This window comes from Roseivirga sp. (assembly GCF_965216855.1).
In the GTDB taxonomy this organism is placed as follows: domain Bacteria; phylum Bacteroidota; class Bacteroidia; order Cytophagales; family Cyclobacteriaceae; genus Roseivirga.
The window spans coordinates 2962490-2976842 of sequence record NZ_OZ244204.1; the positions used below are offsets into that span (position 1 = coordinate 2962490).

The 14353-nt window shown below is 42.6% G+C and carries 11 protein-coding genes; 7 read left to right on the forward strand and 4 right to left on the reverse strand.

Annotated elements, in window-relative coordinates:
- The first annotated feature begins 174 nt into the window (after positions 1 to 174).
- On the forward strand, positions 175 to 1050 hold the full coding sequence (locus ACOOEY_RS13210; protein WP_420385192.1) for an AraC family transcriptional regulator: 876 nt from the start codon (positions 175 to 177) through the stop codon (positions 1048 to 1050).
- A 74-nt stretch (positions 1051 to 1124) separates the two neighbouring features.
- On the opposite strand, the gene ACOOEY_RS13215 is transcribed toward ACOOEY_RS13210, so the two are convergent.
- Positions 1125 to 2597, reverse strand: coding sequence for a S1C family serine protease (locus ACOOEY_RS13215; protein ID WP_420385193.1), 1473 nt, complete (start codon positions 2595 to 2597; stop codon positions 1125 to 1127).
- A gap of 294 nt (positions 2598 to 2891) precedes the next feature.
- On the opposite strand from ACOOEY_RS13215, the gene ACOOEY_RS13220 reads away from it, so the two are divergent.
- Both ACOOEY_RS13220 and rseP read left to right on the forward strand, forming a co-directional pair.
- Positions 2892 to 4049, forward strand: coding sequence for a 1-deoxy-D-xylulose-5-phosphate reductoisomerase (locus ACOOEY_RS13220; protein WP_420385194.1), 1158 nt, complete (start codon positions 2892 to 2894; stop codon positions 4047 to 4049).
- A 3-nt stretch (positions 4050 to 4052) separates the two neighbouring features.
- Positions 4053 to 5360: an RIP metalloprotease RseP gene (gene rseP / locus ACOOEY_RS13225; RefSeq protein ID WP_420385195.1), complete on the forward strand. Its 1308-nt coding sequence runs from the start codon at positions 4053 to 4055 to the stop codon at positions 5358 to 5360.
- Between the two features lie 8 nt (positions 5361 to 5368).
- Here the strand turns inward: rseP and ACOOEY_RS13230 are convergent, their stop codons facing one another.
- Positions 5369 to 7378, reverse strand: coding sequence for an OmpA family protein (locus ACOOEY_RS13230; RefSeq protein WP_420385196.1), 2010 nt, complete (start codon positions 7376 to 7378; stop codon positions 5369 to 5371).
- Positions 7379 to 7563: 185 nt separating this feature from the next.
- Between ACOOEY_RS13230 and lon the strand changes: the two genes are divergently transcribed.
- From lon to hslU, 3 genes are read left to right on the forward strand one after another with little or no spacing between them, the layout of a single operon-like run.
- Positions 7564 to 10008, forward strand: a complete 2445-nt coding sequence (lon, locus tag ACOOEY_RS13235) for an endopeptidase La (RefSeq protein ID WP_420388656.1) — start codon at positions 7564 to 7566, stop codon at positions 10006 to 10008.
- Positions 10009 to 10036: 28 nt separating this feature from the next.
- On the forward strand, positions 10037 to 11074 hold the full coding sequence (porQ, locus tag ACOOEY_RS13240; RefSeq protein WP_420385197.1) for a type IX secretion system protein PorQ: 1038 nt from the start codon (positions 10037 to 10039) through the stop codon (positions 11072 to 11074).
- Positions 11067 to 12461 (forward strand): ATP-dependent protease ATPase subunit HslU, encoded by a 1395-nt coding sequence (gene hslU / locus ACOOEY_RS13245; protein WP_420385198.1) that lies wholly within the window; start codon positions 11067 to 11069, stop codon positions 12459 to 12461. Before porQ ends, hslU begins: the two co-directional genes overlap by 8 nt.
- A gap of 50 nt (positions 12462 to 12511) precedes the next feature.
- On the opposite strand, the gene ACOOEY_RS13250 is transcribed toward hslU, so the two are convergent.
- A complete protein-coding gene (locus tag ACOOEY_RS13250) occupies positions 12512 to 13012 on the reverse strand; it encodes a SixA phosphatase family protein (protein ID WP_420385199.1) in 501 nt (166 codons plus the stop codon).
- Between the two features lie 73 nt (positions 13013 to 13085).
- Between ACOOEY_RS13250 and ACOOEY_RS13255 the strand changes: the two genes are divergently transcribed.
- Complete coding sequence (locus ACOOEY_RS13255) at positions 13086 to 13277, forward strand: cold-shock protein (protein WP_420385200.1); 192 nt, start codon at positions 13086 to 13088, stop codon at positions 13275 to 13277.
- A gap of 65 nt (positions 13278 to 13342) precedes the next feature.
- Here ACOOEY_RS13255 and ACOOEY_RS13260 read toward each other — a convergent pair whose 3' ends face one another.
- Positions 13343 to 14296: an aldo/keto reductase gene (locus ACOOEY_RS13260; RefSeq protein WP_420385201.1), complete on the reverse strand. Its 954-nt coding sequence runs from the start codon at positions 14294 to 14296 to the stop codon at positions 13343 to 13345.
- Positions 14297 to 14353: the final 57 nt, after the last annotated feature.

Here is a 14353-nt window from a genome sequence, read left to right on the forward strand (position 1 = left end):
GGGCCTATAGCTGCACTACTACTCAATTGGTAAGTATATGTGCTAAATTAACCAACATAGGGTGTGTGTTTAATGTATGTGGTAGAATAGAATATAAATGAGTTAATTTAGCATAGGTGAGAAGGAACTGAATTACCTAATTTTGTATTATAAAGCCTGAAAAGGAGAACGAGTATGCCCAGCAAACCAGCATTAGAGCAAATACATCCTGCCTTTGGAAGCAGCTTTCTGGTAAGGCAGTATAATCAGTCATGTGAGAACACTCTGGCCAATTGGCATTTTCACCCGGAAGTAGAACTAATCTTTGTCAAGGGTGGAACAGGTAAAAGACACATTGGACGTCACCTCTCTTATTTCAATGATGGAGACTTAGTTTTAATGGGGTCTTACCTTCCTCATTATGGGTTTACAGACCGGCTTACCGGTAACTCCTCTGAGACGGTGGTTCAGTTCAGACCTGAGTTTTTAGGGAAGGAGTTTTTCAATATCCCCGAAATGAATGGTGTTCGTCAGTTACTTGAGCTATCGAAAAAGGGATTGGCCTTTCATGGTAAAACCAAGGAAGAAGTAGGAAAGAAGATTGAGCGCCTGGCTCACAGCGACCAGTTTGGAAGGCTGTTGGGTCTGCTGTCAATTCTGCATGACCTGTATATGACTAAGGAATACACTGTGCTGAACGCTGACGGTGTGGCTATGGCGGTAGATACCAAGGACAATGACCGGATGAATGAAATTTACAGTTATATCCGGACCAATTTTAAAGAGCACATCTCTTTAGATGAAATGGCCGATGAGGTAAATATGACTGTACCTGCCTTCTGCCGATACTTTAAAAAGATCTCCAGAAAGACCTTTACCAAGTTCGTGAATGAATATAGAGTAGTTCATGCCTCGAAACTATTGGCCGAAACCTCATTGCCCATTACAGAGGTAAGCTTTGAGAGCGGGTTCAATAATTTCTCTCACTTCAATAAGTCATTCAAGGAGTTTACCGGTAAGAGCCCTTCAGCTTATAGGAAGGAGTTTAAGAATATTATAGTGGAGGAATAAGAGACTGATAGTCTTTAAAACAAAAAACCTGGCCCTTAGAAAAAGCCAGGTTTTTGTTTGTTCATCTGTCTATATTACTGAAACCGATAGGTCAGTGTTCTTTGATTGCCGTTTTTATCCAGTATCTCGAAATAAATTCGGCCATAATATTTCTGTATAAAGTTAGCTACTGCTTCAGGGTCTACTGCCCCTCTGCGGTTAATGGCTAAAATGATGTCTCCTTCATTCAGGTCGAGTCGTCTCATGAAGCCGCGGTCATCATCTATTTCAGTGATTACTACACCTACTTCAGTTCTCAATCTCTGTTTTTCTGCCCTGTTTAGTTTGCGCATTTCAGCACCCAGGTAATCAGAGAAGAAAACATCACTTGCACTTAACGCTTCATCGCCAGAGATTATTTCTGTCTCACCATAAACATTCTCCAATGTAAGGTTGGTTTCGTATATCCTTCCATCACGCTCATATTGCACACTGACGGCATCACCAGGCGATTTGGAGCTGATATATTCTTCGAAGCTTGATTTACTATTGATGCTTCTTCCTTCAATCTTTTTGATTACGTCTCCCGGACGGAGGCCTGCATTGTCGGCAGCTCCCTCTTTTCTGATATTTTCAACCAGCACCCCACTCAGGTTTTTGAGTCCTGCCTTTCTGGCGATGCTTTCATCAATATCCTGAACATCAGCTCCGGTAAAGGCCTTTTGAACCACTTTGTACTTCTTCAGATCTTCAACAATTTTCAATACAATGTCTGAAGGCACAGCAAAACCATAACCAGCATAAGAGCCTGTTCTGGAGATAATGGATGTGTTAATACCAATGAGGTCTCCATTAATATCTACCAGGGCACCGCCTGAGTTACCAGGGTTAATGGCTGCATCGGTCTGGATGTATTGCTCAATAGGGAAGTTCTCTCTCAACGCATTGGCTTCTCCACCCAATGCACTAACTATACCGGCTGTTACGGTAGAGGTTAAGTTAAAAGGATTACCTACTGCCAGTACCCAATCGCCTACTTTCACTGAACTGCTTCTTGCAATGTCTATGGCGGGAAGGTCCTCAGCATCGATTTTGAGTACTGCAATATCCATATCCGGATCTGTTCCGACTAACTCGGCTCTGTATGTTCTTTTCTCGTGCTGAACTTCAATCTCATCTGCACCTTTGATCACATGGTTATTGGTAATGATATAACCATCTTCTGAATAGATAACTCCCGAGCCACTTCCCACGGCTACTTCGTCAGATGGAATGTCCCTGCTGAAGAAATCCATAAATGACATGCTGCGTCTTCCTCTTTGCAGATTCTTAATATATACCACACTATGAACGCTCTTTTCAGCCGCATCACGAAAATCTACCGGAAGGGCCGCTGGTGTGGATGGATATGCTGGTTCGTAAGTACTTGGATTATTGGCTTGTTGATAGGTAGGTACTTCTCGAACAACTTCCGTGACCTGTGTAGGTTGCAATACTTCCTGATAAAGGAAAGCTCCACCCAGACCACTCAGGAATGCTATCAGAATAATTTTGAAACTACTTTTCATAAAATTTCTCCTTTCTTCAATGCCCTACAGACAAAAAACATACAAAGCACAAGGTGACTGACATTTTGTAAGTTTTCGATCTATTGACATTCAAAAATACGTGTCAGACCCTGTAAGGATTTCAGGTTATTGTTAATTAAGGTTAAAGGCCTTAGGCCTCACTAAGGGTTAAAACCAGTGGTCTATTTCTTTGGTTTGGTTCACTTTGAAAAAGGTCTAAATTTGCAGGGCTGTTCATGAGGTAGTTGCCAAACAATACAGCGATTTAACAGTCAATATCATAAAACCTTCTGCTTGACTTCGGAGAAAAAACACATAGCCATTTTAGGTTCCACCGGATCCATAGGCACCCAGGCACTGGAAGTTATCAGTTCACATCAGGATAAGTTTGAGGTAGAAGTACTGACAGCAGGTTCAAATGCTGACCTGTTAATTACTCAGGCTAAAACTTTCAGGCCCAATGTGGTGGTCATAGGACAGGAAGATTTGTACGATCAGGTCTTCGGTGCACTCGATCCATTGGATATTAAGGTGTATGCAGGTAACAATGCCCTTTGTTCTGTGGTCCAGATGGATAGCATTCACATGGTGCTGACTGCCCTGGTGGGTTATGTTGGTTTGAAACCGACTATTGCGGCCATTGAAGCAGGTAAACATATTGCTCTGGCCAATAAGGAGACTTTGGTGGTTGCCGGTGATTTAATCACCCGATTGGCGCAGGAGAAGGCAGTTAATATTTACCCGGTAGATTCAGAACATTCAGCCATCTTCCAATGTCTGGTGGGTGAATTCCATAATCCCATTGAGAAGATTATTCTCACTGCTTCAGGTGGGCCTTTCAGAGGCAAAACGCGCGATGAGCTATTGCATGTAACCAAGAAGCAGGCATTGAAGCATCCGAATTGGGAGATGGGTGCGAAAATCACGATTGACTCGGCTAGTCTGATGAATAAGGGTCTGGAAGTCATTGAAGCCAAGTGGCTCTTTGCACTGAGGCCTGAACAAATAGAGGTGATTGTTCACCCGCAATCGATTATCCATTCGCTGGTTCAGTTTGAAGATGGAAGTATGAAAGCGCAGATGGGCTTGCCAGATATGAAGTTGCCTATTCAATATGCCCTGGGTTATCCCGAGCGATTGAAATCCGACTTCCCCAGGTTCAACTTCCTCGACTATCCTCAGCTGACCTTTGAGCAACCGGATATGGATACTTTCAGAAACCTGAAGCTGGCATTCGAGGCGCTGGATCAGGGGGGGAATATGCCTTGTATATTAAATGCTGCTAATGAAGTGGCAGTAGAAAAGTTTTTAAAAGATGAGATTGGCTTTTTGGAAATGTCTGACTTGGTTGCAGATTGCATGCAAAAGGTATCTTTTCTGAAGAGCCCTTCGTATGAAGACTATGTCCGATCGGACGAGGAGTCAAGACGTTTTGCTAACGCATATAAATAATTAATGGAAAACATAGTTCAAATCGCTCAGCTGCTGCTGGCATTATCAATTTTAGTAGGGATACATGAGGCGGGGCATATGCTTACTGCCAAAATGTTCGGAATGAAGGTGGAGAAGTTCTTTATCGGTTTTCCTCCCACTCTATTCTCATTTAAAAAAGGCGAAACAGAATATGGCCTTGGAGCCATTCCACTTGGAGGTTTTGTGAAAATCTCCGGTATGATTGACGAATCAATGGATAAAGAGCAGATGGCAGGGCCACCTCAGCCATGGGAGTTTCGTTCCAAGCCGGCCTGGCAGCGTCTGATTGTGATGCTTGGCGGAATTATAGTGAATGTCGTTGCTGGTGTGATTGCCTTTATAATCCTCACTTATAATCTGGGTGAAACATACTTGCCTGCCAAATACACTAAAGAACAAGGAATTGTTGCCGGAAGCATTGCTCAGGAAGCGGGTCTTCAGACTGGTGATAAGGTGCTGAAGGTTAATGGTGAAGATTACGACAGGGTTTCGGATATCTACAGTGGTGAAACCTTACTTAATTCTGACGCTTATTGGACTGTTGAGCGAAATGGTGAAGTGCTTGACGTGAAAGTACCCCAAGGCTTTATCAATGAACTGAATGATGAAGAATTTGAGCTAAACTTTATCTACCCACGATATGAGTTTGCGGTAAATGAATTACCTGAAGGTTCAACGCTTAATTTGCAGAAGGGTGATAAAATCCTGAAAATCAACGATCAGGGTGTTAAATTCTATGATGAATACCAGGCTTTGACAGGTCAGTATGCCGGACAGGATGTTACGCTGACAATACAGCGTGGAGATGATACTTTCGAAGATACATACGCTATCAATCCTGACTCTACCTTAGGGTTCTATGCGGGTGGATTAATAGAGCCGGCAAGAGATTCTTACACTTTCGGAGAAGCAGTTACAAGGGGCACAGAAAAAGCTTTCGGAGCTGTAATCCTCAATGCTAAAGCATTGGGTAAGATGTTTAGTGGCGATGTAAACCCAAGATCTTTGAGCGGTCCTATTGGTATCGTTAATATGTTCCCTAAAACCTGGGATTGGAATGCTTTCTGGTATACAACCGGTTTCATTTCAATGATTCTCGCCTTCATGAATCTATTGCCTATTCCGGCTTTGGATGGGGGGCATGTGATGTTCCTGTTGTATGAAATGGTTTCGGGTTCAGCACCTTCTGATAAATTCCTCGAAGGAGCTCAAAAGGTAGGTATGGTTATCCTTTTGGCCTTAATGGTCTTTGTATTCGGTAATGATATTTTAAAGCTTTTCGGAATCTAGACAATTCCTTAGTCATTCCCTGTAGAAGATAAATTATCCTTAGGCGGGTCGCGGTAAATTTCAAACTCGACCCGCCTATTTAATTTACGGTCTTCGTCTGTCTTTTCCTCTTTTATAATTGGCTTCTCACTTCCATAGCCAATAGCGAAGATTCTATTCTCTTGAATATTTCCCCTATTCACAATAAAGCGCTTGATGGCATCAGCTCTTTGCTGAGAGAGCTTTAGATTGAGAATAGCACTACCACTTGAATCTGTATGTCCCGATATATTCAATTTAAAGGTCGGGTGGTCGATCAGGAAGTCAATAACCTTTTGTAAATCCTGATGCATCTCTGGAAGAATTTCAGCACTGCCATTGGTGAATTCTAAAGAGGCAAATTCGATTGTACTGGCCACTCTTTCTACCACGCCTTCATACTCAGTATCTCCTTCAAGGAAAAAGAGTTTTTCCAGTCTAAAGAAGTCATCGCCCTGTACGATGAGCAGGTAGTTACGATTATTAATCAGATCGAATTCAAAAGTACCATCATCTCTGGCGAATTTAGGAGCTACCTCTATGCCTTCATCCAGATCAATGATGGATACGACTGCATTTTGAGGTACTTTACCCGTAAGCGTTTTTAGTCGACCTGAAAAGCGCGTAGTTGCGAGCGGCTGTCCTTCCATGGGGAGGGGAAAGGAATACAGGTCGAGATTCTTCATGCTCTCCTCTTCGGAGCGAGCGTAGTAGATGTAATTAGATTCATTGTCAATGGAGAAGTAGAATTCTGTGCCTATGCCGTTGACTAAGGGGCCAATGTTAATAGGTTCTGACCAGCCTCCCTCAATATGATAGCTTTTGTAAATGTCGTAGTCTCCAAAGTTCAATAACTGACCATTTGAGCTGAAATAAAGCACATTATGTTGCGGGTGAAAGAATGGGCTGACTTCGTTGCCTCGGGTGTTAATAATAGGCCCCAGGTTTTGGGCTTCACCCCATTTGCCTTTATTGCCTCTCACAGAATAATAGAGATCGGCCAGGCCAAAGCCACCTCTTCGGTCTGAAGAAAAGTATAGGGTGTCTTCAGTTACATTGAGTGTGGGGTGAGAATCCCATCCATCGGAGTTTACTGTAGTACCCAGATTTTCGGGTTCAGTCCAGAGCGTGTCTCCCTGGTATTGAGAATAGTAGAGATCGCAATTGCCCAAACCATCAGGAGATTCGCATCGGGAGAAAAACAATTCTTTACCGTTGCGGGTGAGGTAACCTGAACCTTCGTTATAGCGGGAATTGATCCGCTCAAACATGTCGGCCTTTCCCCAATTACCATTTTCAAGCTTCGTAATGAATATGTCTTCATTGATGTACTTGTTGATGCCAGTATTGACTGAGTTGCGTTTGGAGGTGAAGATCAGTACGGAATCGCCTTTGGCTACCATAGGAGCATAATCCTCATTATCGGAGTTAACCATAGGTCCCATGGTGGTTAAAATACCTCGAGGGGGAATTAAAGTATCCACCTGTCTTCTGAATTCTACCAGGTCATAGTAATAATCTAATGGGACATAATATTCCTTTCGATCACGATTCAAAGAGTCATACCTGGCCAATACTTCTGAGATATTCAAACCTCTGCGATGATGCTTAAGGACCAGCGAGTAGAGTGGTTTGGCTTGTTCAGGTGAACCAAAGACCTCAGTCAGCTTGGCCAGTCGCCAGATGTAATAAGTTTGATGGGCGAAATTTTGAGTGCCGAAATTGGATACGTACTCCCGGAGTAAAGGATAAAGTTCCTCCCATTTCTCAGCCTTATCCAGCTCTTCGATTTTATTTTGAAGCTTTTTGTTGATGTAAACCGGATCACCATTGATGTTCTTGAACTTGAGATCGGTGATCTCAATAGAGATGGAATCTGAACTAAGCTCTACCTTTTCTGCCTTACGATCCTTCTTTTTTTTACCGAATAGCTGTCCATAGACTGTCGGGCAATAGCAACAGAGTAAAACGAGTGAATATAGGAGTCCTCGTTTAAGCATATCTCGCGCTTAGTTGTGTAAGTAGGTGAAAGTAATTATAGGTAAGTTACGAGCATTTCACAACAATCAAAAGGCCACCTACTGCCAAAACTTGCTTTGGCATAGGGCTTGCAATTTACGTTGGCCTCATAAAAGTATGACACAGTGTGTCATGTTGACATCTGAATATGAAGATAGATAGACAAATGATAGGCAATATTCTCGCTGGTGAAATAAGTGAAGACGGAGAAGAACTGATCCAGATGATTGCTCCTGATGAAGACGATTCACTGGAACAGGAAGGCCTTCCTGAAGAATTGCCCATTCTTGCCGTAAGAAATACAGTACTGTTTCCAGGGGTACTCATTCCGATTACCATTGGCAGACAGAAATCAATAAGGGTTGTAAAACAAGCCTATAAAGGAGATAAGATCATTGGTATTCTTACCCAGAAGAATCCAAAGGTAGATGACCCCAAATCCCAGGACCTTTTCGCCATAGGCACTGTAGCCAAAATAGTGAAGATGCTGGTTTTGCCTGATGGAAACACTACCATTATTGTACAGGGAAAGCAGCGCTTTTTGGTGAATGAGCTGACTCAGGAGTCACCAGTACTTAAAGCCAGTGTTGAGTACCTGAAAGAGAATTTTCCGAAGCGACCGAACAAGGAGGTCAAAGCCATCATTCAGTCTATCAGAGATACTGCCAACAGAATTATGGCCCTTAACCCTGAAATTCCGAAAGAAGCTCAGGTAGCCCTGGAAAACATTGAGAAGGCTAGCTTCCTTGTGCATTTCCTTTCTTCCAATATCAATGCTGAAGCTAAGGATAAGCAGATTTTGCTGGAGATCAATGATGGGGTAGAAAGAGCTACACGTTTGCTTCAATACCTCATGAAGGAGATGCAAATGCTGGAATTGAAGAGCGAAATCCAGAATAAAGTTCACTCCGATATCGATCAGCAGCAGAGAGATTACTTCCTCCGTCAGCAGATGAAAGTCTTGCAAAATGAGTTGGGAGAAGATGGCCCAGAACGTGAGGTTGAAGCCCTGCGGGAAAAGGGAAGAAAGAAGAAGTGGCCTGAAAAAATTGCCAAGCACTTTGATAAGGAGCTAGACAAAATTTTACGCATGAATCATATGGCTGCGGAGTATCCGATTGCCATGAATTATGCCGAAATGATGGTTGATCTTCCCTGGGAGGAATACTCAGAAGATAACCTCGATCTGAAGCGAGCTAAGAAAATATTAGACAATGACCACTTCGGTCTTGAAAAGGTCAAAGACAGAATTCTGGAGTACTTAGCAGTACTGAAATTAAAGAATGATCTGAAAGGTCCGATCCTTTGCCTTTATGGCCCTCCCGGAGTTGGTAAGACTTCATTAGGACGATCTATTGCAAAGGCCCTGGGTAGACAATATGTCAGGATGTCATTGGGTGGTGTTCATGATGAGGCTGAAATCCGAGGACATAGAAAAACCTATGTAGGTGCTATGCCGGGAAAGGTGATTCAGAATATCAAGAAATCGAAATACTCTAATCCGGTGTTTGTACTGGATGAGATCGATAAGGTCAACTCTAACTTTAGAGGAGATCCATCGTCCGCACTTCTTGAAGTACTGGACCCTGAGCAGAACAGCGAGTTTACCGATAACTACCTTGAGGTTGAATACGACCTGTCTAAGGTGCTTTTCATAGCTACCGCCAATGCACTGGACACTATTCAGCCTGCATTGCGTGACAGAATGGAAATCATTGAGGTGAGTGGCTATACAATCGAAGAAAAGATTGAAATCGCAAAAAGGCACCTGATTCCTAAGCAAAAGAAGGAGCATGGTCTAAAGGCTAAGGATTTTAGCCTGGATAAAAAATCTATTCAATTCTTGATTGAAGGTTATACCCGGGAAAGCGGTGTAAGAAGTTTGGAGAGAGTAATAGGATCTGTGGTGAGGTCAGTGGCTAAGTCCATTGCTATGGAGGAAGAATACCCGAAAAAGGCCACTCCGGAATACATAGAAGAAGTATTGGGAGGCAAAAGGTTCGATAAGGAGATTTACCAGGATAATAAGTCGGCCGGAGTAGTGACGGGTCTGGCCTGGACAGCAGTTGGTGGAGAGATTCTGTTCATTGAGTCGAGTCTAAGCAGAGGAAAGGGTAAACTTACTCTGTCAGGCCAACTAGGCGATGTGATGAAGGAGTCAGCTATGGCGGCCATTTCTTACTTAAAGTCTAATGCCGAGTCATTGAATATAGACTATCGCATTTTTGATAAATATGACCTTCATGTCCATGTTCCGGCCGGAGCTGTACCAAAAGATGGGCCTAGTGCGGGTATTACCATGCTAACCGCTCTCGCTTCTCTCTTTACCCAGAGAAAGGTGAGAAATAAGATTGCCATGACGGGGGAGATCACTTTGAAAGGTAATGTGCTTCCGGTTGGTGGAATCAAAGAGAAAATACTGGCAGCAAAAAGAGCCGGAATCAAAGAGATTATTCTATCAGAAAGAAATGAGAAGGATATCAAGGAAATTGGTGAGCAATACATCAAAGGATTGACATTCCATTTTGTAGAGAAAGCGGAAGAAGTTTTAGAAATTGCTCTATTGAATCAAAAAGTAAGCAATCCGATCTCTTTTGTATTAGAAGACTGATAAGGCTTATCTTTCGTTAAACCGGCATATGAAAAAACGTCTACTGTTACTTGTCCTTTCAGCTTTTGCCATTCAACTTCCGGCAAAAGCACAGCTGGGAGGTAGCAGGGCGTTTGAGTATCTAAACCTGCCTTCTAACGCAAGGTTAGCGGCTTTGGGAGGAGTGAACCTGACTTCGGGTTGGGATGATCCGGCTCAGGCCATTTATAATCCTGCATTATTAGGAAGTGAAATGCATAATCGGTTGGTGGTATCGAGGCTAAGTTATTTTGCCGATATCGCCAATACTTCAGTCAGCTACATTCGGAATTTTGAACACTATGGAACGTGGTCGCTCAATGTGGGCTATTTGAATTATGGAGACATTGAAAGCTTCGATCAGGATGGGTTTCTAAATGGTAGCTTCAAGGTACATGAGTATGTGTTTTCTGTAGGAAATATGCAGCGCTTTGGTCCCTTTTCGGTAGGTGCTAATCTTAAGCTGGCCTCTTCAGATTTAGCCTCTTTTCAGGCCAGTGCTCTAATTTTCGATTTGGGAGGAACTTTTAAGCATCCTGAGAAGGATCTTACAGTTGGCTTTCTGGTGAGAAATCTGGGAGTTCTGCTGTCTGACTATATTGACGGAAATAATAGCCAGCTACCTCTTGATGTTCAGTTGGGGCTCAGTTACAAGCCTGAATTTATGCCTTTTAGGTTTTCGCTGGCAGCCAGAAACCTCAATAGGGCAGATGTAGTTTACTATGATGCGTCAAGCAACGTCCTATTGGGAGAAGATGATGAACCGGGCTTTTCTGAGGAAATCTTCAGAAGGTTGGTTTTTGGTACGGAAATATTATTGTCACCTAATTTCCAGGCCCGACTGGGGTATAATCACCTCATCAGGCAGGAATTGAAAAATCAAAACGGAGCCAATGGAGGTGCAGGCTTTTCATTTGGCTTTATGTTTAGAACCAAACGATTTGAATTTGCCTTTAGCAGGGCACTATATCATGCTGCCGGTGGCAGCAATACCTTTCAGCTCAATATGGACCTGAATGGACTTATAAAAAAAAGAACTAATGATTGATCAGAATTTCTTAACACCCCGCCAGATTGTGGCGGAACTCGATAAATATATTATCGGTCAGAACGAGGCCAAGAAGAATGTAGCCATTGCCCTAAGGAATCGGTGGAGACGTATGCATGTGAAAAGTGATATGCAGCGTGAAATTGTACCTAACAATATCCTGATGATCGGTGCCACCGGTGTAGGTAAAACAGAAATTGCCAGACGGCTTGCCAAGATTGCCGATGCACCGTTTACTAAAGTTGAGGCTTCCAAGTTTACAGAAGTAGGTTATGTGGGACGTGATGTCGAAAGCATGGTTCGTGACCTCGTGGAGCAGTCAGTTAAACTGGTAAAACAGACCAAAAAGGAAGAAGTAAAGGTAAAGGCTGAACAGGCTGTTGAAGATATCATCCTCGATGCGCTTATTCCACCGGTTAGAAATACCAGACCTTCTGTTTCCCAAAACAACGGAGAGCAGGAAGACTCAGAGAAAATGAGTGATGCTGAATTGAACGAGAGGACACGGGAACGTTTCAGAGAAAAGATCAGAAACGGAGAGATTGATGATAGAAAAATCGAGATTTCAGTACAGGCTCCTCAGGGTAATGGTATTGGTATGGTTGGTGGAGGAATGGATGAAGCATCTATGATCAACCTGCAGGACATGTTGCAAAACATGTTGCCTAAAAAGAGTAAGAAGAGAAAAGTAACGATTGAAGAAGCGAAGAAGCTCCTTCTGGAAGAAGAAAGCTCTAAGCTCATCGATATGGACGAGGTGAAGGAAGAGGCCATTAAAAAGGCTGAAAACACCGGAATCATTTTTATTGATGAGGTAGATAAGATTGCGGGATCTTCGAAAAAAGGCGGAGGTGGTCCTGACGTGAGTCGTGAAGGGGTGCAGCGTGACTTGCTTCCTATTGTCGAAGGTAGTGCTGTAAACACCAAGTATGGGATTATTAATACAGACCATATCCTTTTTATTGCTGCTGGTGCTTTTCATGTGGCTAAGCCTTCTGACCTGATTCCTGAATTACAGGGACGATTCCCAATCAGGGTTGAACTCAACAGTTTGACGGAAGAGCATTTCTATCAGATATTGAAAGAACCAAAAAATGCATTGACCAAGCAGTATATGGCATTGATTGGCTCGGAAGACGTGAGCCTGGAGTATACAGATGAGGCTTTGCAGGAGATTGCAAAAATTGCTTTTAAGATCAATGAAGAGGTTGAGAATATTGGAGCGAGAAGATTACATACAGTGATGAGCCGACTGTTGAACGATATTCTGTTTGATATTCCTGAACAAATTCCGCCAAATGCCAAAGTGGTTGTGACCAAAGAAATGGTGCAGGATCGATTGGATGGTTTGGTCCAGAATAAAGATTTGAGTGAGTTTATTCTGTAATTATAAGAGCTAAATAGTAATTCATTGCCATCCCAAAAGGATGGCATTTTTTATGACCAACCTTTCGACTTTGGAAAGTCATAGAAGAACTTGTGCCCTGAGCCTCTACTTACTTCCCGCCATGACTGTACAGAGAATTCAATACCGCAAATGGCACACGTTGGCAGATTATCTAACTGAAAATCAGACAATTCATTGATGAGGTAGGTTAGGCCGGGATTATGACCAAAGATCATGATGCAGTCATATTGATCATCGAAAGCCTTTATCAACCTGAGTAGAGTATTGCTTGAAGCATGGTAATGGTCTTCATCTTGAATGATATCAGATTTTGAGAAGCCCAACTGGCTGGCAAAACCCATGGCTGTTGTGATAGCGCGGTTAGCAGGTGATGAAATAATGAGTTGAGGTTGGATGTCTGTTAAGAACAGACGCCTGGCCATATCTGGCACATCTCTTTGGCCTCTGTCATTCAAAGGTCTCTCATAATCAGAAAGATGCGGAAAGTCCCAACTTGATTTGGCATGACGAACAATTAACAGTCTTTTCATCGTTCCTTAGTAGGCAGTGTCAAACTAATTACTAGCTTTGATGCATTAATTATTTTATTTATTACAAGTTACAATGAAAACAGGTACCGTAAAATTCTTCAATGATGACAAAGGCTTCGGCTTTATCGTTGATGATGAAACCCAAAAAGATGTCTTTGTTCACGTATCAGGTACGATCGATGCAATTGAAAAAGACGACAAAGTTTCTTTCGACACAGAAGAAGGCAGAAAAGGCGTAAATGCTGTTAACGTCAAGAAAATATAGTTTAAGTATTATAGATTTTTGATTACCCAACCCCGGCTTAGCCGGGGTTTTTTTATGCCTGTTCGTTAATCATTCCAAAGGCTTTCTGCCGTATAAGGACCTCCTTCTCTTTCCCAGAATTTACCATTGATGAACCTGTAACCCATATCCAACTTATTCAACTCCATGATTTCATAGTCACTGAGAGGGATGTTGGCAGATTCAAGATTCGCTTTTAAACGTTCGGGGTTCACCGATTTAGGAATAACAGCAGTGCCACGTGCTTCGGCCCATTTGATCAGGATTTGTGCAGGATGAACACCATGATTTTCAGCAATGGCTTTAACTCTTGGTATTTCAAACATATCCGGTTCATCACCACTTTTCATTCCGGGAGAACGATCTCTTGATCCTAGAGGAGAGTAGGCTGTGTAGAGTATTTGATTGCGTTTGCAAAACTCCAGTAACTCGTTTTGCGCCAACAGAGGGTGTGATTCTACCTGATTCATTTCCGGAACCATACCACCTGCATCGATAAGCCCCTGAATTTTCGGGATATTGAAATTGGACACACCAATATGCTTGGTAAGGCCTTTCTCAACCAGTTTTTCCATGGCTCTCCAGGTATCAATCAGAGGAATTTCTTTCAGGCTGATGAAGTCATCTGCTGACTCAACGGTGGTGACTCCTTTCTTTACTGCAACCGGCCAGTGCATCAGGTATAAATCCAGGTAATCCAGCTGAAGGTTCTTAAGGGTTTCGTTAATATTACTTTCAACATCATCAGGATGATGATAGGTGTTCCATAATTTAGAGGTGATGAAAAGCTCCTCTCTTTTTACGTCACCTGCTTTGAAAGCATCTTGAAAGGCTTCTCCGATTTCAGCCTCGTTCTGATATATCCAGGCACAGTCAATATGGCGATAACCTATTTTAATAGCTTCTCTAATGGCCTTATAAACCTCTACCGGAGTAGATTTCCAGGTGCCAAGACCGATAGCATCTATTTTATCTCCGTTTCTGAAAGTAAGTTGATTCATATTCTCAATTGTTGTTTGATTCTAAAAAATGAACTCAGCATCATGCCGCACAGTTCA